The 22542-nt window shown below is 51.9% G+C and carries 27 protein-coding genes; 16 read left to right on the plus strand and 11 right to left on the minus strand.

Annotation, left to right across the window (positions count from 1 at the left end; all coding sequences use genetic code 11):
- Window positions 1-2: 2 nt before the first annotated feature.
- Complete coding sequence (locus tag HRQ87_RS03220) at window positions 3-497, minus strand: L,D-transpeptidase family protein (protein ID WP_174135132.1); 495 nt, start codon at window positions 495-497, stop codon at window positions 3-5.
- Window positions 494-1579 (minus strand): GTP cyclohydrolase II, encoded by a 1086-nt coding sequence (ribA, locus tag HRQ87_RS03225; RefSeq protein ID WP_174135134.1) that lies wholly within the window; start codon window positions 1577-1579, stop codon window positions 494-496. Before ribA ends, HRQ87_RS03220 begins: the two co-directional genes overlap by 4 nt.
- Before the next feature lie 136 nt (window positions 1580-1715).
- Between ribA and HRQ87_RS03230 the strand changes: the two genes are divergently transcribed.
- The 5 genes from HRQ87_RS03230 (at window position 1716) to HRQ87_RS03250 (ending at window position 5194) form a co-directional block, all read left to right on the plus strand.
- Window positions 1716-2402 (plus strand): response regulator transcription factor, encoded by a 687-nt coding sequence (locus HRQ87_RS03230; RefSeq protein ID WP_174135136.1) that lies wholly within the window; start codon window positions 1716-1718, stop codon window positions 2400-2402.
- 178 nt (window positions 2403-2580) lie between these two features.
- Window positions 2581-3369, plus strand: a complete 789-nt coding sequence (locus HRQ87_RS03235) for an exodeoxyribonuclease III (RefSeq protein ID WP_174135138.1) — start codon at window positions 2581-2583, stop codon at window positions 3367-3369.
- Between the two features lie 50 nt (window positions 3370-3419).
- Entirely contained in the window at window positions 3420-4334 is a 915-nt protein-coding gene (gene trxA / locus HRQ87_RS03240; protein ID WP_174135140.1) for a thioredoxin, read from the plus strand.
- A 27-nt stretch (window positions 4335-4361) separates the two neighbouring features.
- Window positions 4362-5006 (plus strand): LON peptidase substrate-binding domain-containing protein, encoded by a 645-nt coding sequence (locus tag HRQ87_RS03245; RefSeq protein WP_174135142.1) that lies wholly within the window; start codon window positions 4362-4364, stop codon window positions 5004-5006.
- Entirely contained in the window at window positions 5003-5194 is a 192-nt protein-coding gene (locus tag HRQ87_RS03250) for a Trm112 family protein (protein WP_174135144.1), read from the plus strand. Before HRQ87_RS03245 ends, HRQ87_RS03250 begins: the two co-directional genes overlap by 4 nt.
- Here the strand turns inward: HRQ87_RS03250 and HRQ87_RS03255 are convergent.
- Window positions 5191-6453 carry an FAD-dependent monooxygenase gene (locus HRQ87_RS03255; protein WP_174135146.1) on the minus strand — a complete coding sequence of 421 codons (1263 nt, stop codon included), beginning with the start codon at window positions 6451-6453 and terminating at the stop codon, window positions 5191-5193. The two genes, HRQ87_RS03250 and HRQ87_RS03255, sit on opposite strands and share 4 nt — an antisense overlap.
- Window positions 6454-6498: 45 nt before the next feature.
- Here HRQ87_RS03255 and HRQ87_RS03260 point away from each other — a divergent pair, with 45 nt between their 5' ends.
- A complete protein-coding gene (locus HRQ87_RS03260; protein WP_174135149.1) occupies window positions 6499-7833 on the plus strand; it encodes an amidase in 1335 nt (444 codons plus the stop codon).
- Here HRQ87_RS03260 and HRQ87_RS03265 read toward each other — a convergent pair.
- Window positions 7830-8756, minus strand: a complete 927-nt coding sequence (locus HRQ87_RS03265; protein ID WP_174135150.1) for an L-threonylcarbamoyladenylate synthase — start codon at window positions 8754-8756, stop codon at window positions 7830-7832. The genes HRQ87_RS03260 and HRQ87_RS03265 overlap by 4 nt on opposite strands.
- Window positions 8757-8888: 132 nt before the next feature.
- On the opposite strand from HRQ87_RS03265, the gene HRQ87_RS03270 reads away from it, so the two are divergent.
- Both HRQ87_RS03270 and HRQ87_RS03275 read left to right on the plus strand, forming a co-directional pair.
- Window positions 8889-10601: an acyl-CoA dehydrogenase family protein gene (locus tag HRQ87_RS03270; RefSeq protein ID WP_174135152.1), complete on the plus strand. Its 1713-nt coding sequence runs from the start codon at window positions 8889-8891 to the stop codon at window positions 10599-10601.
- Entirely contained in the window at window positions 10585-11643 is a 1059-nt protein-coding gene (locus HRQ87_RS03275) for an MBL fold metallo-hydrolase (protein ID WP_174135154.1), read from the plus strand. Before HRQ87_RS03270 ends, HRQ87_RS03275 begins: the two co-directional genes overlap by 17 nt.
- Here the strand turns inward: HRQ87_RS03275 and HRQ87_RS03280 are convergent.
- Together HRQ87_RS03280 and HRQ87_RS03285 are read right to left on the minus strand one after the other, a co-directional pair.
- Window positions 11568-12416 carry a class II glutamine amidotransferase gene (locus tag HRQ87_RS03280; RefSeq protein ID WP_174135156.1) on the minus strand — a complete coding sequence of 283 codons (849 nt, stop codon included), beginning with the start codon at window positions 12414-12416 and terminating at the stop codon, window positions 11568-11570. The two genes, HRQ87_RS03275 and HRQ87_RS03280, sit on opposite strands and share 76 nt — an antisense overlap.
- Window positions 12416-12655 (minus strand): DUF6356 family protein, encoded by a 240-nt coding sequence (locus tag HRQ87_RS03285; protein ID WP_174135158.1) that lies wholly within the window; start codon window positions 12653-12655, stop codon window positions 12416-12418. The genes HRQ87_RS03280 and HRQ87_RS03285 overlap by 1 nt, the downstream gene beginning before the upstream one ends.
- 101 nt (window positions 12656-12756) lie before the next feature.
- Here HRQ87_RS03285 and HRQ87_RS03290 point away from each other — a divergent pair, with 101 nt between their 5' ends.
- The 4 genes from HRQ87_RS03290 (at window position 12757) to HRQ87_RS03305 (ending at window position 14534) form a co-directional block, all read left to right on the plus strand.
- Window positions 12757-13215: an Lrp/AsnC family transcriptional regulator gene (locus HRQ87_RS03290; RefSeq protein ID WP_217430354.1), complete on the plus strand. Its 459-nt coding sequence runs from the start codon at window positions 12757-12759 to the stop codon at window positions 13213-13215.
- A gap of 20 nt (window positions 13216-13235) precedes the next feature.
- On the plus strand, window positions 13236-13697 hold the full coding sequence (locus HRQ87_RS03295) for a DUF6173 family protein (RefSeq protein ID WP_174135160.1): 462 nt from the start codon (window positions 13236-13238) through the stop codon (window positions 13695-13697).
- Window positions 13698-13779: 82 nt separating this feature from the next.
- Window positions 13780-13914, plus strand: coding sequence for an aa3-type cytochrome c oxidase subunit IV (locus tag HRQ87_RS03300; RefSeq protein ID WP_174135162.1), 135 nt, complete (start codon window positions 13780-13782; stop codon window positions 13912-13914).
- An 11-nt stretch (window positions 13915-13925) separates the two neighbouring features.
- Window positions 13926-14534, plus strand: coding sequence for a hypothetical protein (locus HRQ87_RS03305; protein ID WP_174135164.1), 609 nt, complete (start codon window positions 13926-13928; stop codon window positions 14532-14534).
- Here HRQ87_RS03305 and HRQ87_RS03310 read toward each other — a convergent pair.
- Both HRQ87_RS03310 and HRQ87_RS03315 read right to left on the minus strand, forming a co-directional pair.
- Window positions 14531-14860 carry an AzlD domain-containing protein gene (locus HRQ87_RS03310; RefSeq protein ID WP_174135166.1) on the minus strand — a complete coding sequence of 110 codons (330 nt, stop codon included), beginning with the start codon at window positions 14858-14860 and terminating at the stop codon, window positions 14531-14533. The two genes, HRQ87_RS03305 and HRQ87_RS03310, sit on opposite strands and share 4 nt — an antisense overlap.
- A complete protein-coding gene (locus tag HRQ87_RS03315; protein WP_174135168.1) occupies window positions 14857-15561 on the minus strand; it encodes an AzlC family ABC transporter permease in 705 nt (234 codons plus the stop codon). Before HRQ87_RS03315 ends, HRQ87_RS03310 begins: the two co-directional genes overlap by 4 nt.
- 54 nt (window positions 15562-15615) lie before the next feature.
- Here HRQ87_RS03315 and HRQ87_RS03320 point away from each other — a divergent pair, with 54 nt between their 5' ends.
- Genes HRQ87_RS03320 through HRQ87_RS03335 form a run of 4 tightly spaced genes read left to right on the plus strand, consistent with a single transcriptional unit; the run spans window position 15616 to window position 19751 of the window.
- Window positions 15616-16506, plus strand: coding sequence for a formate dehydrogenase accessory sulfurtransferase FdhD (locus HRQ87_RS03320; protein ID WP_174135170.1), 891 nt, complete (start codon window positions 15616-15618; stop codon window positions 16504-16506).
- Entirely contained in the window at window positions 16503-17117 is a 615-nt protein-coding gene (mobA, locus tag HRQ87_RS03325) for a molybdenum cofactor guanylyltransferase MobA (protein ID WP_174135172.1), read from the plus strand. The genes HRQ87_RS03320 and mobA overlap by 4 nt, the downstream gene beginning before the upstream one ends.
- A 4-nt stretch (window positions 17118-17121) precedes the next feature.
- Entirely contained in the window at window positions 17122-17607 is a 486-nt protein-coding gene (gene mobB, locus HRQ87_RS03330) for a molybdopterin-guanine dinucleotide biosynthesis protein B (RefSeq protein ID WP_174135174.1), read from the plus strand.
- Window positions 17604-19751: a molybdopterin-binding protein gene (locus HRQ87_RS03335; RefSeq protein ID WP_343035125.1), complete on the plus strand. Its 2148-nt coding sequence runs from the start codon at window positions 17604-17606 to the stop codon at window positions 19749-19751. Before mobB ends, HRQ87_RS03335 begins: the two co-directional genes overlap by 4 nt.
- Before the next feature lie 513 nt (window positions 19752-20264).
- Here the strand turns inward: HRQ87_RS03335 and HRQ87_RS03340 are convergent.
- From HRQ87_RS03340 to HRQ87_RS03350, 3 genes are all read right to left on the minus strand, one after another.
- Complete coding sequence (locus HRQ87_RS03340; protein WP_174135176.1) at window positions 20265-21230, minus strand: hypothetical protein; 966 nt, start codon at window positions 21228-21230, stop codon at window positions 20265-20267.
- Window positions 21231-21247: 17 nt separating this feature from the next.
- The gene (greA, locus tag HRQ87_RS03345; RefSeq protein WP_174135178.1) at window positions 21248-21718 is read right to left on the minus strand and encodes a transcription elongation factor GreA; all 471 of its coding nucleotides are present in this window, start codon (window positions 21716-21718) and stop codon (window positions 21248-21250) included.
- Between the two features lie 129 nt (window positions 21719-21847).
- Window positions 21848-22303: a hypothetical protein gene (locus HRQ87_RS03350; protein ID WP_174135181.1), complete on the minus strand. Its 456-nt coding sequence runs from the start codon at window positions 22301-22303 to the stop codon at window positions 21848-21850.
- Between the last annotated feature and the right edge of the window lie 239 nt (window positions 22304-22542).

Consider the following 22542-nt stretch of genomic DNA (forward strand, 5'->3'; position numbering starts at 1 on the left):
GTTCAGCGTACAATTAGTCGGGTTTGGTATGTAATACGTTGAATGATCCAGTTTAGGTGATCTGGCCTAAAGGCGACACAGCCCTCTGTTGAATATCCTGGCCTGCGCCACTGATGAAGAAAGATCGCTGATCCTTTTCCCTTTTGCGCGCGCGGCCAATTCCAATCAGTGATCAGAACAATATCATATAGCGGATCAGCACGGCGCAGGTTCTCATGGCTAAACCCATGAGGTGCGCGCACCATCAGATTATAGTCATCATCATTCACATCGTCTGACCAAAGATCACGTGGACGGATCGGAACGGCCCAGTCTGTTGGCTTTGACATTCGATCTGGTCGATAAAGCAACCCTACAATACGGTGCACCCCAACCGGAGTCGCCCCATCGCCTTCGGCTTTGTTGCTTGTCTTGCCTGTGCGGCCGATTGTGGCAGGGAAGTATCTATTCCAGAACCGAACACCCCGCCGGGTCAGTACCAGATCTTCGGGCGTCACAGAATATGCCCTGATTTCTTTGCTTTGATATCCAGATAATGCGCGTTGTGATGGTTTTTACCGACCTTCAGCGGAACCCGATCGACAACCTTAATCCCGTTTTCTTCCATCCGCGCGACCTTGGCAGGATTGTTCGTCATTAGTCGAACAGATGAAAACCCCATAGATTTCAAAATGGTTGATCCAATGCGAAAATCACGCTCATCGTCTTCAAAGCCAAGCCTATGATTGGCCTCAACCGTATCGAACCCCTGATCTTGCAGGGAATAGGCGCGCATTTTGTTAGCCAGCCCTATACCACGGCCTTCTTGGTTAAGATATAACAGTACACCGGATCCTTCGTCCCCGATATGCCGCAACCCTGCGCGTAATTGTGGCCCACAATCGCATTTCAGCGATCCAAGCAAGTCACCCGTCAAACACGCCGAATGAAGGCGCGACAGAACAGGCTTGCTGCGATCTGGTTGCCCGATTTCGATGGCATAATGTTCTTCCCCCCCATCATCGGGCCGAAAAACATGCAGTCGGCCAGCGTCTGATACCTCAAGCGGCAAACTGGCCTGAACGACCTGGTGCATTGTGGGGGCTTGATCATCTGATTGCAGAGAGTCCAGCTCCATCACAGTCAGGTCATTTGTCGATGAAAACGTCCAGGCATTTGGGATCGGGATCACAATCGCAGCAGGTAACAGATGGGCAGACTTCACCAGTTTCAGGGCAGCCCTGTGCAACACAGTATCTCCGCCGCGTTTTGTTTTCAGTGGGCCCTTCATGGGTGATGACAGGTCATAAGCGGGATCAGCCAGCGATTGCAGCCATTCGATACTGGCGTCTTTTGGAATATCAACACGTGCCAGATCACCATCATAGACCCGCGCACGCAAGGTATGTGCCCGCCAGTCTGTAATCGTCATTACTGGATCTTCCAGTAACCGAAGGGCGTGCCGCCAACGGCGTTCGTTCAGGGTTTCAACTGCAAAAACCAAGGCAGATTTGCGATCAGCAATGACGACGGGAACACCCATGCGAAGATCGGCACGGGCGCGGGCAATGCGTTCGGTCGGATTTGGCGTCAAACTCATAGCGTCTCCCTAGCCTATCTTGTTGAAAGATGAAACATTCCGCCTGTTTTTGACACGACACCGTGAGCGGTTTGCAGCAAATCTTGTCAGATGCGTGAACACGCTCCATGTGGTTCAAAGCAAATGGAGGCACCCGATGGGACAACTCAAGAAGATATTGCTGGTCGATGACGATGAAGATCTGCGCGAAGCACTAAGCGAACAGCTTGTGATGACTGAGGATTTTGATGTCTTTGAGGCCGGAAATGGCACTGAAGCAATGGAGAAGACAAAAGAAAGTTTGTACGAACTTGTTATTCTTGATGTCGGCCTGCCGGACACTGACGGTCGCGAGCTGTGTCGTCTGATGCGCAAGCAGGGTGTGAAGTGCCCGATCTTGATGCTGACCGGCCACGATTCGGATGCAGATACTATTCTTGGACTTGATGCGGGTGCTAATGATTATGTCACGAAGCCGTTTAAGTTCCCGGTGCTTTTGGCCCGCATTCGGGCACAATTAAGACAGCACGAGCAATCAGAAGATGCGGTTTTCCAGCTGGGTCCATACACATTCAAGCCCGCGCAGAAACTTCTTGTGACCGAAGACGATAAGAAGATCCGCCTTACAGAAAAGGAAACAAACATCCTTAAGTTCCTGTATCGTGCCACCGAAGGGGTTGTTGCGCGGGACATTCTGCTACATGAAGTATGGGGCTATAATGCAGGTGTCACAACGCACACATTGGAAACACATATCTACCGATTGAGACAAAAAATAGAACCAGATCCGTCAAACGCCCGCCTTCTTGTGACCGAATCTGGTGGTTATAGATTAGTCGCATAACGAGTGTTGTTGTAATAAGTTATTCGGCACGCTGGGGGGCTGTAACCAACCAGCGGGCCGATGCGAAATCCCTTTCATGTCGGGGTAATGACATGAACCTCCCTGTTGGACTTGGCCGGGCCTTGTGCCCGGCCCTTTTTTATGGACTTGTGTTCGCAAATATACTGCGGAGCGCCACATGCCTTTCACCCTTGCCACATGGAATATCAATTCGGTCCGGCTGCGCGAAGCGCTGGTCGTGAAGCTGTTACAAGAAGAGACTCCCGATATTCTTTGTCTGCAAGAATGTAAAAGCCCGGTTGATAAAATTCCGGTCGAAGCGTTTCAGGCTTTGGGTTATACCCACATGGTCGCACGGGGCCAAAAAGGTTATAATGGCGTTGCAATCCTGTCAAAGCTACCGATGCAGGATGCAGGCCACCATGATTTCGCGTCCCTTGGCCATGCCCGTCATGTCGTTGGTCGTTTGGAAAACGGTGTGACGATCCATAATCACTATATTCCTGCAGGCGGCGATGTGCCGGATCGTGAACAAAACGAAAAGTTTGGCCAGAAACTGGATTACCTGACCGAACTTCGTGACGCATTTCATGCCACCAAGCCTGAAAAGGCCATTCTTGTGGGCGATCTGAATATCGCACCAGAGGAAGACGATGTCTGGGATCACAAGAAGCTGCTGAAAGTTGTCAGTCACACCCCGATTGAAGTCGCGCATCTGAAAGACACTCAGGACGCTGGTAAATGGGTTGACGTCACCCGCCGCGATATTCCTGATGGTAAGCTCTATTCCTGGTGGTCTTACCGCGCGCGAGATTGGGATGCGGCTGATAAAGGTCGCCGTCTTGATCACATCTGGGCCACGCCCGATATTTCAAACGCGGTACATGGGTCACGTATTCTGCGAACTGCACGAGGTTGGGAAAAACCCAGTGATCACGCCCCGGTTTTTGCAACCTTCGACCTTTGACATTGTGCGCGGTCTTCCACATATGAAGGCCAACAGAAGGAAACTGATCCATGATTGAATTTGGCCAAAACGCCACTGCACCCGCTGACGATCTTATCAAAGATGCAACCGAAGCCACCTTTATGACCGATGTCATAGAGGCCAGCCAGACTGTACCTGTTATCGTCGATTTCTGGGCGACATGGTGTGGCCCTTGCAAAACCTTGGGCCCGATATTGGAAGCCGCTGTGACAAAAGCAGGTGGCAAGGTTAAAATGGTTAAGGTCGATGTTGATCAGAATCAGGCGATCGCCGCACAACTGCGTATTCAATCTATGCCCACGGTTTATGCTTTTTGGCAGGGACAGCCTGTGGATGGCTTTCAGGGGGCTTTGCCACAGTCGCAGGTTGAAGAATTCATCAATAAAATCGTGGCCCTTAGCGGCGGCGAAGAAGATGGCGGTCTGGCAGATGCGATTGAGGTAGCCGAGGCGATGTTGGCAGAAGGGGCTGCTGTGGATGCAGCCCAGACCTTTGCTGCGATCCTTGGCGAAGATCCGGAAAATGCAGCAGCGTATGGCGGGCTGGTGCGCGCGCATCTGGCCATGGATGATCTGGACCAGGCCGAAGCAATTCTGAATGGCGCACCCGCGGGGATCAGCGGTAGCCCTGAATTAGAAGCGGCCCACGCCCAGCTTGAGCTGGCAAAGCAGGCTGCAGACGCAGGTCCGATTGCCGATTTAAAGGCTACAGTCGAAAATGATCCTGATAATCATCAGGCGCGATTTGATCTGGCGACAGCGCTTCATGCTGGTGGCCAGATCGAAGAGGCCGTGGATGAACTGCTTGACCTGTTCCGCCGTGATCGCGAATGGAATGATGGTGCCGCCAAAACCCAGCTTTTCATCATTTTTGATGCGTTAAAGCCGGAAGACCCCATCGCGCTGAATGGGCGTCGCAAACTTTCGTCGCTTATATTTGCCTGATCACGAAACCGGGCTAATTTGACAGTTATGTTAAAACACGCAGATTTGCCTGACGTCATACCGGTTTTTCCTCTGCCCGGGGCACTTCTGTTGCCCAGGGCACGTTTGCCGTTGCATATATTTGAACCGCGGTATCTGGCGATGCTGGATGATGCACTTAAGACACCCGAACGTTTGATCGGTATGGTCCAGCCGTATGAAATTCCGGGATCTGACGAAAAACGACTTCATTCGATCGGCTGCGCGGGGCGCCTTACGGCTTTTTCTGAAACGGAAGATGGTCGCTATATGATCACGCTAAGCGGAATGTCGCGGTTTCGTGTCGTAAGCGAAGTGACAGGCTTTGCACCCTATCGCCGCTGTGATGTCAGCTGGAAAGGGTTCGAACGCGATCTTGGCCCGGTCGAACATGACACAGGGTTCAAACGCAAAGAGTTCATGGAATTGTTGTCAAAATTCTTTGAATCCCAGAACCTGTCGACAGATTGGGGCAGCCTGACTGAGGCCGAAGATGAATTGCTGATCAATTCGCTATCGATGTTGTGTCCTTTTGATCCCGAAGACAAACAGGCTTTGCTGGAAGCGCCATCATTGTCGACCCGCCGCGAAACGATGATAACCCTGATCGAATTCGCTTTGCGTGGCGGCACCAGCGAAGAGATGCTGCAATGACCGAAGGTACCTTTGACCGTCATATGCTTGAGGCACTTGTTTGTCCGCAAACCCACAATGTGTTGGAATACAATGCTGAAAAGCAGGAACTGATTTCCAGATCAGCCAATTTGGCTTTTCCGATCCGAAACGGTATCCCGATCCTGTTGATGGATGAGGCCCGCAATTTGGATGACCCTGCGCCCTAGGCTGGTTTGCCCTGCAAAAGGTTAGGCACTTGTCCGGTCAACCCTGCGGCTTCACGAATAAAAGCACGCCGCATGGCTGGAACGCGGTTGATCAGGCCCATCCCGATATCCCGACTGGCGCGCAAAACCGGGTTATTGTTCGAAAACAGTTTGTTGAACGCATCCGTCGCAACCGCCAATGTCGCCACATCAAACCGCCGCCAAGCTTGATAGCGATCCAGAACCAAGGGCGATCCAATATCTTCGCCACGTCTGCGGGCTTCGGCCAGAACCTGAACCAAAGCAGCAACATCGCGTAAACCTGCATTCAATCCCTGTCCGGCAATCGGGTGAATGCCGTGCGCTGCATCCCCGATCAAGGCAATACGATCCGCAATCAAGCTGTTGGCAATTGTCAGATCCAACGGATAACTGAATCGTTTCCCCGCCAGTTTGATATCGCCCAGAAAATCCCCGAACCGGGGGCGCAGCGCATTCATGAAATCGGCGTCTGACAGTGTGCTGATCTGTGCTGCTGTTTCGGTCTTTTCCGCCCAGACAATCGAACAGCGGTTTCCTGTTAGCGGCAAAATCGCCAAGGGTCCGCCGGGCATAAAAAATTGATGTGCAATGCCGTTGTTGGGTTTTTCATGCTCAACCGCGCAGACCAAAGCTGTTTGGCCATACCTCCAGCCGGTGCGTTGAATGCCAGCGCGCTGTGCTGTTCCGCTTTTGCGCCCATCCGAGCCGATCAGCACCTTTGCCGAACAGGTTCCCCCAGATGCCAGCGTTACCTGTGCATGGCCCGTCGTGATATTTTGGGCAACAACCGTTTCACCCGCCAGATGTGTGATATTGGGCATATCTTTCATCGCATCCAGAAATGCGCGGCGCAAATGGCGGTCTTCGATCATAAAGCCCATGGGGCCTTCTTCGATTTCGGCATGGTCAAAATGCATGAAAAACGGGGATGGACCGTAGCCTGCGTGACCATCCGTAACTTTGATCTCAAGAATGGGCTGCGCGTCTTTTTCCAGATTATCCCAAAGATCAATCGCGCCCAAAAGCCGTTTCGATGCCAGCGCCAGTGCATAGCTGCGCCCGTCAAAGCCCGGCAACCGCCGTGTTTTAACAGGCAGACTGTCGATCAAGGTAACTGTCAGCCCGATTTGCGCCGCCGCAATGGCCAAAGCACAGCCATTTAAACCGCCGCCAACAATCAGAATATCGCTTTTGTGTTTCATAGTTTTCAATATGATCGTATCCATGGAATTGTCCATGCGATTGGGTGTCGCTGGCCACACATTAAATGGGGCAATGGTCTGATGAGACAGTGGAAAAAGATGAGTGCTGCTGCCTTGGGGCGCGGCATCCGCGCAGGCGAGATTGATCCTGTTGAATTGACCGAAGGATTTCTGGAAGCAATTCGCATTCATCCCATGCGCGACAGAATATATGCCCGGCTGACAGAAAAGCGTGCATTGGCCGAAGCAAAAGCCGCCGCGATGCGCGCCAAATCGGATCAGCGTTTAAGTTTGCTGGATGGTGTTCCGGTGTCATGGAAAGATCTGTTCGACACGGCGGGCACTGTGACCGAAGCGGGATCTGACCTGCTGAAAGACCGCAAACCATCCCAAGATGCCCGGGTTGTACAGTTTGCAACGGCCACTGGCTTGGTGTGCTTGGGCAAAACTCACATGTCAGAGCTGGCATTTTCAGGCCTTGGCTATAACCCGATCAAGCAAACACCGCCCTGCGTGAATGATCACGATGCTGTTTCGGGCGGGTCTTCATCGGGGGCCGCGGCGTCGGTCGCGTTCGGGTTGGCCCCGGTGGCGGTTGGATCAGATACCGGCGGATCGGTGCGTGTCCCTGCAGCGTGGAATGATCTTGTGGGGCTGAAAACATCATCGGGTCGGTTATCGTTGGATGGCGTTGTCCCATTGTGCGCGCGCTTTGACACAGTGGGGCCGTTGTCGCGGTCGGTCGAAGACGCGGGCTTTCTGCTGTCCGCAATGCAAGGCATGGGCCGCATTGATCTGCGCTGGACATCCCTGAAAGGCTGCCGTTTTGCGCTGCTGCAAACTGTGGCGATGGATGATCTGGACGATGGCCCACGTGCCGGGTTTAATGCCGCAGTTGCCTGCATCGAAAGCGCTGGCGGCGTGGTTGAACCGATCAATATCCCCGAAGTGCAAGACGCGATGGATCTGGCCGGCCCGCTTTACACCGCCGAGGCTTACGGCACTTGGCGCGATGTGATCGAGGCAAACCCAGATCTGATGTTTGATCAGGTACGCAAAAGATTTCAAAGCGGTGCGGATGTGCTGGCCGCGGATTATGTTGCGGCTTGGCAGAAGCTGGATATGCTGCGTACGATCTTTGCTGAAAAAACGTCTGGATATGACGCGGTGATCGTGCCCACCGTCCCGACCCTGCCGCCCAATCTTGAACGCCTGAAGGCGGATCAGGATTATTTCGTTACGCAAAACCTGATGGCCCTGCGTAACACCCGGATCGGCAATCTGTTCGGGCTAAGCGCGCTGACGTTGCCAACGGGCGTGCCATCGGCCGGGGTCACATTCATGACACCGCCCATGTCGGAAGAGCGATTGCTAAGACTTGGCCACGCGTTTGAAGAAGCGCTGCATGAGCTTTAATTTGACCTTGGCTTTGCCGCGCGTCGCAGTCGGTCGTTGATCGCGCGGCCCAGACCTTTTTCGGGAATGGGGGATACGGCGATGGTTTTGGCGCCGCGCGCATCAAGTTGATGCAGATACGCGAACAGGTTTGCAGCGGCTTGGACCAGATCACCGGTTTTGGACAGGTTCAGATCGGCCGCAACGTCACCGAACCCCAACAAAACTTCGCCAGGTTTAACATCGGTTGCACTCAGGCGAACCGATGCTTTCGGGGCATAGTGCGACAAAAGCTGACCGGGTGATCTGGGTGCTGCCGGATCCATGTCCTGAAGCAATGGGTGGCCCAAAACGCTTTCGATCTTTTCAACCTCAAGCCCACCGGGGCGCAATAATGTGGGGGCAGGATCAAACCCGATGATCGTGGATTCCAGACCCACATCGCAGGGGCCAGCATCCAGAATGGCATCTATCCGACCGTTTAGACCTTGCAGCACATGGGATGCGCACGTCGGGCTGATCTGGCCGGAAAGATTCGCGGATGGCGCTGCAACCGGCCCGCCGAAGGTTTTCAGCATATCACGTGCAACAGGGTGATTTGGCACCCTGATCGCGACAGTTACCAAGCCCGCCGTCACCAAACGCGATATTTTTCCGTCCTTCAAAGGCAACACCAGCGTCAGTGGCCCTGGCCAGAACGCCTCTGCCAAAATACGCGCCTGATCGGTCATTTCAACATATTGCTCTGCAATATCACAGGAAAAAACGTGGATAATCAGTGGATTAAAGGTTGGTCGACCCTTAGCGTCGAAAATACGCGCAACGGCTGTGTCATCACAGGCATCTGCGCCAAGTCCATAAACGGTCTCGGTTGGGAAAGCGACCAGTTGGCCGTTTTTCAGCACCTCCGCTGCATCATCAGCCGTTGCCAAAATTTTAGTCATATGTGAGATCATCAATCTATGACGCTGCGTATTGGTTGCGAGGTCTGCGCGTCTGATTAACGTTATGCGCACAATGGCAAAACCTTATAGACACCGCATATGATTGCCAAGACACCGTAAAGGGGGGACACCATGACGTATCGCGCACCGGTTGCTGAGTATCAGTTTATTTTTGACCACATTGTGGGATTGGACGGTGTTCGCGAAACCGAAACCTTTTCTGAGGCGACAAAAGACGTTACTGATGCGATCCTGATCGAAGCGGGCCGCTTGTGCGATGATGTGATCGCCCCTTTGCAGCGCCCCGGCGATCTGCATCCGGCGCGCCTTGAAAATGGTGTTGTGCGCACATCTCCCGGTTTTGCCGACGGGCACAAAGCCATTGCCGAAGGTGGATGGGTCGGCATTTCGGCTGATCCTGAATATGGCGGAATGGGTCTGCCTATGGCGATGACCACGGCTGTCAATGATATGATGTCCGGTGCGTGTTTGGCGTTGCAATTGAACCCACTTCTGACCCAAGGCCAGATCGAGGCATTAGAGCATCACGCCAGTGATGAGCTAAAAGCAATTTACCTGCCGAAGCTGATCAGCGGTGAATGGTCCGGCACGATGAACCTGACCGAACCGCAAGCCGGATCGGATGTTGGCGCGCTGTCGTCAAAGGCAGAGCCAAACGAAGATGGCACTTATTCGATTACGGGCCAAAAGATTTATATCACTTGGGGTGATACCGATTTCACCGACAATGTATGTCACCTGGTGTTGGCCCGCCTGCCCGATGGCGCGTCTGGAACGAAAGGTATCAGCCTGTTTATGGTACCCAAGCGTTTGCCGGACGAAAACGGCGATGCGGGTGTGGCAAATAATTTAAAGGTCGTCAGCCTTGAACATAAACTGGGTCTGCACGGATCGCCCACTGCCGTCATGCAATATGATGGCGCCAAGGGCTGGCTTGTGGGTGAAAAGCACGGCGGCATGGCTGCGATGTTTACCATGATGAACAATGCGCGGCTTGGTGTTGGCGCACAGGGTATCGGCGTTGCCGAAGCGGCCTATCAACATGCTTTGTCTTACGCGCAAGACCGTCGCCAAGGACGTTCGATGATCGAAAACGGCACAGGGTCCATCGTGGACCATGCCGATGTGCGCCGTATGCTGACCGGCATGAAGGCCGATATTTTTGCATCCCGCGCCATTGCAGCCGCTTGTGCCGTTGCCATCGATATGAGCACTGCAACAGGTGATCAGGGGTGGCAGTCACGCGCTGCATTTTTGACGCCGATTACCAAGGCCTTTGGGTCAGATGTTGGTATTGAAACCAGTCAGACCGGCGTGATGGTTCATGGTGGTATGGGCTTTGTCGAAGAAACCGGTGCCGCCCAGTATTGCCGCGATGTGCAGGTTACCGCGATTTACGAAGGCACGAACGGTATTCAGGCGATGGATCTGGTGGCGCGTAAACTGATGGATGGCGGTGATGCGGCCTTTGCGTTGATTTCTGAAATGGAAGATCAGGCCGAAGCAGCGCGTGCGAACTTTCCTGAATTGGCCGAAGCTGTCTGGCAAGCGTCGGAAACTTTGCGGGAAACCACCGAATGGATGGTCGAGCAAAAAGATTACAATGATCGCTTTGCTGGTGCGGTGCCTTATCTTCGAGCATTTGCACGCGTTCTTGGGGCGCATTTCCATCTAAAGGCCGCAATGGCCGATGGGGCTGCCCGCGAAAAGCTGGCGACGTTCTATATCAAGCGCCTTTTGCCAGATCATACGGCTCTGCTGGTCCATGCCCGTGAAGGGGCTGCGGATCTATATGCGCTGTCGGTTGATGAACTTGCTGCATAAGGACAAAACGTTCGCGCCCATCAGATACCCTTGGGACAATCCGCCAGCCGAAGGCGAAGCAATCGAAGTGGCCGAAGGTGTCTTATGGCTGCGTTTGCCGTTGCCGATGGCCCTTGATCATGTGAATTGTTATGCGCTGGACGATGGTGACAGCTGGACCATTATTGATACGGGATTTGCTTCAAAACGGTCCCGCAGTATCTGGGAAAAACTGATACAGGGTCCCTTGGCTGGCAAACCCATTGGGCGTGTCATCGTCACACATCATCATCCCGATCATATCGGTCTGGCTGGGTGGTTTATGTCGGAATACAACGCCAGCCTTTGGACCACGCGTACCAGTTGGCTGTTTGCACGGATGCTGACGCTTGATGAACAGGATCGCCCAACATCCGAGACAATTAAATTTTGGCGCGGTGCCGGAATGCCCGCCGATGAAATCGCGCGTCGCGAAGGTGAACGCCCATTCAATTTCGCGGACGCCGTTGACCCATTGCCCCTTGGTTATCATCGCATTCGGCAAGGTGATTGCATTCGCATTGGTAGCCGGGATTGGGATGTTCACATTGGTCACGGCCACGCGCCCGAACACGCAACATTCTGGAGCAGAGATGACAATCTGATCTTGTCCGGTGATCAGATCATTCCGTCAATCAGTTCAAACATTGGGGTCTATGCGACCGAACCCGATGCAGATCCATTGGCAGAATGGCTGGAAAGCTGCGAACGTCTTGGCGCGCTAGCCCATGACGATCATCTGGCTTTGGGCGGACATAAACTGCCCTTTACCGGGCTGCGTATGCGGATGCACCAGTTGATTGAAAATCACCACGGCGCGTTGCACAGGCTGCAAGATCATCTGGCCAAGCCAAAGACTGCGCACGATTGTTTTCCCGCATTGTTCAAGCGCAAGATCGGTGGGTCAGAATATGGCTTGGCGTTGGTTGAAGCCGTTGCCCATCTGAATCACTTGTTGAATGTTGGACGCGTATCACGATCTAAGGGGGATAACGGGGCTTGGCTGTGGGTGCGCAATGCATGAATGGCAGATGATTGGTCAAAGATCGGTTCGCTGCGTGTGCTGTTGGCATCAATCGTGATCATTGTGCTTTCAGCAATGCGGGCCCAGTTTTGAATGCAGCCATCCAAAGGTTCGGATGCAAGCGATATCCCGTCATTATCCAGTTTATTTGAACTATAAAGCGTTGGACTTTTGTTGTCTGACGCATAGCGAAACCCGATCAAACGGTGACCATCTGACAGAACACACGTCAGTCGAATTGGCCCGTCCGATGTGGATTTTCCCAGCAATCTGATTGTTGTCTGCAACGCCGTTCGCGGGCAATCGTTCAAGCCGTTTGCAAGAAGTGTCAAAAAGATCAGCTCAGAATCCGTCGTCCCGCCCCGCAATTGATAAAGCTGATCAGGCAGCTGCGCTTCAAGCGTACGGCGGATGCTTTGGATGTGCGGCACTTGGCCGTTATGTACAAAAGACCACCCCTTGTGCGTAAAGGGATGGCAATTCGCCCGCGATGTTGTTCCGATGGTCGATGCGCGTACATGGGCGATAAACAGGTGTGATTTAACCATTCTGCAAAGGCTGGTCAAATTTTCATCTGCCCAGGCCGGCATAACATCGCGGTAAACCCCAGGCTGCAGGTCGTCGCTATACCATGCAATGCCGAACCCATCGCCGTTGACGGCCAGTTTCGCTTCGGTCGCGGCATGGCTTTGGGTCAACAGCGAATGCTTTGGCCGTACAATGATGTTTTCCAACGGAATGGCAGGGCCAAGATAAGACGCAATTCGACACATCAGCTGTCAGAACCGTGCCCACGGCTTTCCATCCGTGCATGAAGGCGTTTGATAATTTTGCTGGCCGTTGTTTCAAAAAATGCAGGGATAATCGCATGAACCAAGGCCGCAAGCCCTGCAGCGATCAGCCAAAACGCAAATGTAGCAGCAAACCACATATGTCCAAGATATGTTTCGCCAACACTTCTGGGATGTTCAACAAAAAAGCCCAAAAGTCCTGCTTGCGTACGCTCTGACATTCTTACATCTCCCTGTTTTTGGCAGAATATATCAACTCGCATCATATTTGATCTCAAATATCACTGTTGATTGCTAAATTATTGGGATATCATCCCATATTATGATTAATCTTGATACATATGACCATCAAATTTTAGCGATACTGCAAAATGATTGTTCCGTTAGTGCGGATCAGCTTGCAAATCAGGTGCATCTGTCGCGCAATGCCTGTTGGCGGCGGGTCAAACAGCTTGAGACATCTGGCGTTATCCGCAAGCGTGTGGCTTTGCTGGACCCGCAGAATGTGGGTTGCCCGCAAATGGTGTTTGTTTTGATCCGGACCAGCAGTCACGAACCGGGTTGGATGGCGCGGTTCAATCGAACGGTACAAAGCCTGCCTGAAATTGTGGGGGCGCATCGCCTGACGGGGGAATTGGACTATATCCTGACTGTGCGCGTGGCCGATGTGGCGGCCTATGACCAGTTTTACAAAAGATTGATTGCCAAAGTGCCGGTTTCCGATATCTCTGCCAGCTTTGTTATGGAAAGTATGAAAGATACCACAGCCTTGCCACTTTAGCCGATAGAAGGATGATTACGATGGACAGTGAAATTCAAACCTCGGCCGAGGCATATGAAGGTGACGCGCTGCCCCGGTTACGTGAAGTACATTCTGACCCTGATCGCAAGGGCTGTGATGATATTGTCCTGCCGGAAAAGATGAAGACATCTGTCAAAACCAAAAGCCCTGCCCAATGGGCATATGAGCGGATTATTCTTTATATAAAGAATTTCGAAGAACAGCTGGACAACGAGCACGAAGTCGCGATGGGCTTTACCGGCGGCAACACTGGTATTCTGAAGATCGAAGGCATGGGGTATTTTGATCCGGATATCGTGACGTTTTATGGCACCGATCAAAATGGCATTAAAACACAGTTGATTCAGCATGTTAGCCAGTTGACTGTTATGCTGCGTGCGTTGCCCAAGCAGGTAGATCAAGCCGAACCAAACCGTATCGGCTTTCGACTGGCACAGGAATTAAATGGCGACGAAACGTAAGTGATTTCCGCGATAATGTGCCGCGTGACTTCTTATTGGGAATCGTCTAATCCTTTTGAAAATTGACTCCGGGAAGATAACTATGGATGAACATAAGCAAGGTGAAATGGACATCACCACACAGGAAAAAACCTTTGAGGGTTTTGTCACCTTTACCAAATATTCAGTGATCGCGATTCTTGTCACGTTGGTTTTGCTGGCAATCGTCGCGTCCTGATCTTGATGAAAATGATACGGTACCTGGCAGCGTTATCGCTGCCTGTTTTTCTTGCGGCCTGTGGCCCGGGTGAGTCTGTCTGGGCGTCTGACAAACATGTTGCACGTGCCATGTATCGCCATGATGGGGCACCAGCGCTGACATTATATACAATGGTCAACAATCGGTCCGGTAGCGGGGCGCATTCAGCCCTGATGGTGAACGGATCGCAGCGCGTGATTTTTGATCCGGCAGGGTCATTCGGACATGAAACCATTCCGGAACGCAATGACGTGATCATCGGTGCTACACCGCGGATCGAAGGATACTTTGTCGGCTATCACGCACGCGAAACCTTTCACGTCATTTCGCAACGTATCGAAGTATCGCCACAGGTGGCCGAAATGGCTTTGCAGCGCGTCATGACATACGGGGCGGTTCCAAAAGCAGGCTGTTCGCGGGCCGTGACTGACATTCTGAATGATTTACCAGGGTTACAAAGCATCAATCAGACGTTTTTTCCGAAAAACGCGATGCAGCAATTTGCAAGATTACCTGGCGTGACAACTCAAAAGCATTATGAAGATGATGCGGATGATAAAACTGTGGCACGCGAAGCCTATGTTCCTGACGAAAGTTAGCCGATCAGAAACAGCATTGCATAAAGCGTGACGCCGCCAGCAACGATAGCGGCCAGCACGTTCTTTGTCAGATATCCAACAACTAAAGTAACCGCCGCGGCTGCCATACGCGCGGGATCGATCTGACCACCTGTGGCTTGTGGCCAGATAACCAGTGGCGCAACCAGCCCTGGCAAAACCGCAACTGAGGTATAGCGCAGATGACGTAACAGCCATTCCGGCAGTTGCCGGTCGCCGACCAGACCCAAAAACGAAAACCGGATCAGGAATGTGCCGACGCCAAGGACGATGATGACCAGCCAGATGGGCGCGCTGTCGGGGATCATTTGCGCCGCCCAATCATCAGTTCGGATTGCGCGCCGATCATCATGGCGACCACGGCTGCGATCAAAAGACCCGAGTTATAGGGCAAACCTGCCAGCAAAAGCGCCAGAACAATTGACACAAATGCAGCGATCACATGCGGCAGCGTTCGTAAGGCGGGTGCGACCAGCGCCAGAAAGGTGATCGGGATCGCAAAGTCCAATGCCCATGTGTCCGGAATGGTTTCGCCGACCATGGCACCGACCAGCGTCAAAACATACCACATCGGACAGATCGGAATGATCACGCCAAAGAAATAAGCCAGCTTTTGTTGAAGTGACCAGTTTTCCTTTTCGTATTTCGCCACGCTGACAGCATAGCTTTGATCGACCAGAAAATATGATACCAGGGCGCGTTTCCAAAGGGGTGCTGCCCCCAGATGCGGTGTGATTGACGCTGAATACATCGCCATACGCAGGTTCACAGCCAATGATGTGGCCAGCACGATCAGCGTAGGGGCTTCATCCACCATCAACTGTACGGCCGTGAATTGCGCGGCACCGGCGATGACCAGAACGGAAAAGCCCATCGTTTCGGACAGATTCAGCCCCGCTTCGGTCGCGATGACGCCAAACAGCAGCCCAAAGGGTCCGACCACCAGTAAAAAGGGCGCACCGTCACGGACGCCTTTCCAGAAGATTGATTTGGTGGTGGTGGCGGTCATGATTTCGCTTTAGGTTTTGGCAAACTCACAATCTTTAGACCGCATATAGGAGAGATGCAATTGGCTGCGCGTGATGATTTCAACGATTACCTGATTGCCCCCGATCCTGCGCGGGCCGGATTGACACGGGCCGTTGTGGGATTTGATCAAACAGGCGCACAGATTCAGATTTCTGTTGTCGAAGAACGCCCGCTGACGATCTTTTTGAACAGCCAGGAAATCGTCACCGCAATGACGATTGGCGATTATCCCGACTATCTGGCGTTGGGCTTTCTGCGTAATCAGGGCATGCTGGCAGTTGATGAAAATATTATTGGTGTTGATTACGATGATGAATTGGAAACCGTTATCGTGCGTACTGCGTCCCAGACCACATACGAAGAAAAGCTGAAAAAGAAGACGCGGACCAGCGGCTGTGCGGTTGGAACCGTTTTTGGTGACATGATGGAGGGGCTAGAGGGTCTTGAATTACCAAAGACGACTGTTCGGACCTCGGATCTTTATGCATTGGCAGCCAAGATCAACCGGACACCCAGTCTGTATCTTGAGGCGGGCGCGATCCATGGCACTGTTCTGTGTCAGGGCGACCGCCCGCTGGTCTATATGGAAGACGTAGGCCGTCACAACGCCGTCGATAAAATCGCAGGCTGGATGCTAAGCGAAGGGGTCGGTGCCGGTGATAAAATGCTTTATACCACCGGGCGCCTGACGTCAGAGATGGTGATCAAAACCGCGATGATGGGTGTTCCCGTTCTGGCGTCTCGGTCCGGGTTTACCGCCTGGGGGGTTGAGATCGCGCAGCAGGTTGGTCTGACCCTGATCGGTCGGATGCGCGGGCAGCGCTTTGTGTGTCTGTCGGGCGAAGATCGTTTGGTGCGTGACATCGATCCGCGGCAAATCGTCGAAGAAAGCCCCAAACATCGCCGCAAGGGATCGGGCCAGTGAAACAGCCGCTTGGTGTGATCCTGGCAGGTGGTCAGGCGACCCGTATGGGTGGGGGTGACAAGGGGTTTTTACAGCTTGGCGGTAAGTCAATTCTGCAGCATGTGATTGACCGGCTGTCGCCTCAGGTGGGTGCAATGGCGATCAACGCCAATGGGGACCCAAACAGATTTGCATCATATGACTTGCCTGTTTTGGCCGATACAATTGATGATTTTGCTGGTCCCTTGGCAGGTGTCTTGGCGGGCTTGGATTGGGCGGCGACACAAGGTGCAGATGCAATTGTGACGGCCGCCGCGGATACGCCGTTTTTTCCCTGTGATCTGGTGCCGCAACTAATACTGGCGGCCCAAACTGCTGAAACTGATATCGCATTGGCCGCAACGCCTGATCCAAAACGTGGTACGGCACGGCATCCGACATTTGGATTATGGCCTGTTGCCCTGCGTGATGATCTGCGCACCGCTTTGAACGATGGGCTGCGCAAGGTCGTGTTGTGGACAGATCGACATGGTGCGGCCACTGCGCATTTTACAGTTGACGGCATTGATCCGTTTTTTAACGTGAACACCCCGGAAGATCTGGAAAACGCGCAGGCGATGCTAAAGGAATAAGGCTATGAAAATCTATGGCGTCGTTGGTTGGAAAAATTCCGGAAAGACGGGTCTGATGGAACGTCTGGTAACGGATATCACGCGCCGGGGCATCAGCGTTTCGACGTTGAAACATGCCCATCATCATTTTGATATCGATCAGCCAGGTAAAGACAGCCATCGCCACCGTGTCGCTGGTGCCCAACAGGTTCTGCTGGCGTCTTCAAAACGGTGGGCATTGATGCATGAATTGCGGGATCAGGACGAACCACCGCTGTCTGAACTGTTAACTAAACTGGCCCCTGTCGATCTGATTTTGGTCGAAGGATACAAGCGCGATTTCCATCCCAAGATCGAAGCGCACCGTGCGGAAACCGGGCAAGACCTAATCCTGGATAAGACGGTGATGGCGGTGGCCAGCGATACGTCCCTTGATCTGGATCGCCCTGTGTTTGATCTGAATGACACCAAAGCAATTGCTGATTTCATTCTGGCCGAGGTCGGGCTGTGACATTTGATAGCTTTATTATGGTTGATTGGTCTGCCCGATCGCAACCATCGCCGAAAAAACCGACCAAAGATGCAATTTACATTGGTCATGATGATAAGGTGCCAATGTACTGCCGCACGCGTCATAATGCGATGCACGTTCTTTATGATCTGTTGGACAAGGCTATTTCTGCAGAACATTCTGTGCTTTTGGGTTTTGATTTTGCCTTTGGCTATCCAAACGGGTTTGCTGAAACACTGACTGGCAAGCCAGATGCGTTGGCTGTGTGGGAATGGCTTGCAAAGCATATTGAAGATGATGAGAAAAATCAAAACAACCGCTTTGATATCGCAGCGCAGATCAATTTGAAATTTATAGGCGACGGGCCGTTGTGGGGATGTCCTGCAAATGCCGAAGGCCCCAACTTGTCACAGAAAAAAGGAACCCCTGACGTGCAGCTTGCTATAAAACGGCAAGCGGAACAGGTCGTTCGGTCAGCGCAGCCCGTATGGAAGCTGTTCACGACAGGTTCTGTCGGGTCGCAAACATTATTAGGATTGCCAAGGTTGCAAGCCTTGCGCAAGCGTTACGGCGATAAACTGCAAGTCTGGCCATTGGAAACGGGCTGGAATTTGGGTACAGCACCAATCACTCTGGTTGAGATTTATCCGTCGATGCTGACGCATAAAAACCCGTTTCCATCTTTGGATTACAGCTGGAAAAGCAATAGCGATATTTATGATATCGAAGATGCCGTTCAGGTGCGTGGCATGTGTGAAGCGTTTGCGCGACTTCAAAAAAGCGGCCATCTGACAGATTTTTTCAAGGCAATACCAAATTTGCCAAACGCTAACCGTGTCGTCCGGGAAGAAGGTTGGATTTTGGGTGCAGGTCATAGTGCAGAACAAAATATAACGCCACCACCCTTGAAAAATGACTGTTTTGCCTTGCCGCCCGGCGTGCATTGGACCCCCGTTGATGATGCATTAAATCAGCTTCGTCAAAGGGTGTCTGTCGTGACATCGGTTGAAACAATCGCTGTTCCCGCAGCCACGGGACGGGTTCTGTCAAAAGACGTTCATGCGCGACGGTCTAATCCACCACTGCCAAATTCGGCGGTTGATGGGTATGGGTTTGCGCAAAGTGGCACCAGCGACGGCCCAAATATTATGCCGTTGATCGATGGTCGTGCGGCGGCGGGTGTGCCCTATGATGGAACGGTTCCCACAGGTCACGCGGTACGCATTCTGACCGGTGCAGTTGTGCCGGATGGCGTGGACACGGTCGTGCTTGAGGAAGATGTAACGCTATCGGACGGCAAAATCGCCTTTCATGGACCACTTAAGCGCGGCGCCAATACCCGTATGGCTGGCGAGGATGTCGAAAAAGACACCATTGTCCTGAAAGCTGGACGTGTCTTGACCGGTGCAAATCTGGCTTTGTTAAGCGCGACCGGCGTTGATCGCGTCGACGTGCGTGAAAGATTGAAGGTTGCGGTTTTATCGACGGGCGATGAATTACGAACAGTCGGTGAAAACGCGAGTGACAGTCAGATTTATGATGCCAACCGTCCGATGCTAATATCGTTGGTGCGCCAATGGGGGTTTGAGCCGGTTGATATCGGTCGCATATCGGACGATCCGGAAAAACTGCGTCAGGCTTTTGATCAGGCCGCGCAAGCAGACGTGATTTTAACATCTGGCGGGGCGTCTGCTGGCGACGAAGATCATGTGTCGGCCTTACTGAATGAAACTGGATCCATGTCGCTGTGGCGTATTGCCGTAAAGCCGGGCCGACCGCTGGCGATGGGAATGTGGAAGGGGACGCCGGTCTTTGGATTGCCGGGCAATCCTGTGGCGGCTTTTACCTGTGCGCTGATTTTTGCGCGCCCCGCCATGTTGGGGCTTGCAGGTGCTGAATGGCCCGCACCGGTCGGGTTTCAGGTACCAGCCGCTTTTGCGAAATCCAAAAAACCGGGACGGCGCGAATATTTGCGCGCCAGGTTGGATGATCAGGGACATGCAAAGGTGTTCAAATCCGAAGGGTCGGGCCGTATATCCGGGTTAAGCTGGGCAGACGGGTTCGTCGAAATCGAAGATCAGGCACGCGATATCAAACCAGGTGATATGGTGCGTTACATCCCGTTTGGAAGTTTTGGTATCTAGAGTTTTGTCAGCTTTTAGCGCTGTTTCATTCACAAGTCTTGAACCAGTTTCGGCTTTCAATACATAATTCACGCCCATTTCCAGATTGAACCAAATGCTGGGATATGGAAATTGGGGTAGTTTCAGAATTCATATTGCAGTTCAGGATTATGATAATAGTACGTCTTGGGGATAAGGATTTTCCGGCATCATAGCATTCAAGAGTTTGCCCTTTAACCAAGGTCCGAAAATGATCAACATCAGGCTGCACACCCCATAGCCTGTAAATGTAGGGGACAGTGTCCTCTTTGACACGAAATGTGCCGTCATCAAAAACCTTACCAATTTCCACTGATCGGGCGACGGGTCTTAAAAGAGTTTTTGCATCTGAAACAGCAGTCAAGGAAAGTAAAATTATGCAGGGTATGACAAAGTATGTATTATGTTTTAACAAAAGGTATCTTGTAATAGTTGATAGCTTTGAAACTGCTGTGGAACATATTTGCTTCAGGGTCATATCATATTTTCCAAGAGTTAGCTGAACGTACCGGTCACACGACCAAGCAGCATAAATGCAATCGCAGTGCGCGTAATAGACAGTCTGGCGATTTCAGCATCTGTCGCTGTTTCGGAAAAATCCAGAAGCATTTTGTCAAACAAACGCAAGAAATGATGCGCTGTATCGCGAAAAACCGGATCTTCGCGCATTCGCTTTGAAGCCAGTGCCAGTGACGATCTGTCGTGCACGCCACCAAGTGCCGAAATAACTGGGCCGCGTTCGCCTTCTGCAAATCGGCGCCAAATTTCGGGGCGGGCACGATCGTACTTCAGATCGTCCATATAAATTCCTTCCTGGCTAAGAAGGGTCAGAATATCTTGGGCTGACCTGACTAGTTTTCCGGCGCGCGGGTTTTTCATGGCGCGTCTTAAAGATGTAAAGCCAAGTTCGTCTTCGGTATCTTCGGGAAAATGCAATGCGCGGATCAGATCATCAGTTTCAAGCGGCGGGCCCGGATCATTGTGTGTCACATCCAACTCAAGCAGTGCCTGATCGCCTTCTTGTTCAAGCACGTCTGGCTGGGCTCTTGTGGATGAAAACGCAACCGGTGTGCCTTCGCTTTTGATCTTTTCTATGGCTTCAATGGGTTTTTGGGGTGGCTGAACTTTCATCCGCGCCATTTGCTGTTCGCGGATATAAGTTTGGCGCATTCCGTCGATCACGGATTGCAGGCGTTCGCTTTCCTGTCGAACGATCCGTAAGGATCGCGCGGCTGATGCTGCAACCCAGATCATTGCGATGGGCAGTATAACGGCCAGGATCAACATCAAAACAATCAGCCCGTCTGTATCTTGCGATGACGGACCTAATATCCAGAAAAAGATCAATGATCCGGTCAGCCACACCACACTAAGACCCGCCGCGATCACCTCGGTCGAGGTGATGACAGCGGGTTTCGCTGGATCCATCAGATCAAGAGTTGTTTTATCGGTTTTGGCCATGCCAGCCTGCAATTGCGTCAAGAATACGCAATGCTTACCACTTCATAAGCGCGCTCTCCACCCGGGGTGCGCACTTCGACGCTATCGCCTTCTTCTTTGCCGATCAGTGCGCGTGCCAACGGCGATTTTATGTTCAAACGCCCGTTTTCGATGTCAGCCTCGGGTTCACCCACAATCTGATAGGTCTTTTCTTCCTCGGTATCCTCATCCACCAATGTGACATTGGCGCCAAATTTAATCGGTCCTGACATTTTGGATGTATCAATCACATCAGCCCGGCTTAAGATTGCCTCAAGCTCTTTAACACGGCCTTCGATAAAGCTCTGTTTTTCGCGGGCGGCATGATATTCGGCGTTTTCCGACAAATCACCATGTTCACGCGCTTCTGCAATCGCTTTGATCACGGCAGGCCGTTCAACGGACTTCAGACGTTTCAATTCTTCATCAAGGCGGGTATGACCCGCACGGGTTAACGGTATCTTTTCCATAAGATGTCTTCTGAGGTTACTGGTTTAAAACGATACTTGGCTTGTATGATCAATACAGACAATCGCAGTGGACCCGCGATTGCAAGGGAAATGCGAAAGTAGCGCTGTAAATTTCAGAAATTTAACGACCTATTTATAAACCAGGCTAACTTCTTCGCATGCCTCAAAGCTTTCTGCCCAATCATAGCTGCCGGGCGGGTAAATTTCTGTGTTCAGGGATTTTTTATCCCAGATCGCGCAAATCAAAAGGCTATTTGGCTTTTCGTTTTTTCTAAAAAACGTATCAGGATATTCGAACCCTAATCCATAAGTCCATGTTTCGCCGCTTTGTAATTTTACAGATTGAAACGTATCAAAGGGTGGTTCGTTTATATAGAAATCCTGACTGTCGCCAGTGTCGTTGTTTTTATAGCGACGCAATACTTGTTGAACGATAGCCTGTGCAGGAAATTCAACAGTTGTATTTCCAGTATTTGCAAATACAAGACGTACATAGTGAAATGCGCCGGAATATTCAGGGTTTTCAGGATTGATGGAATGCCCATTGACTTGCCTTGGAACGTCAACATTGACTTTGATTTGCATTGCGTTCTTTTGATTTTCAGCTACAGAATGCGTTGTGCAGCCCGGCAGAAATACTGCGATAATAGCTAAGAAAATCAGATAATTTCGCACATTATATTACCTTTTGCAAAGCCACGTGACACTCTTAAGGGGCTTTATGCTTTGATCTGTTGTAGTGATACATAAAACTAAAATATTTTCGCGTAATTGTGCCAGTTTTGGCAAATCGTCCAAATGAACAAGGATATAGTGTCGCAGTT

This window comes from Parasulfitobacter algicola (assembly GCF_013315265.1).
In the GTDB taxonomy this organism is placed as follows: Bacteria; Pseudomonadota; Alphaproteobacteria; order Rhodobacterales; family Rhodobacteraceae; genus Parasulfitobacter; species Parasulfitobacter algicola.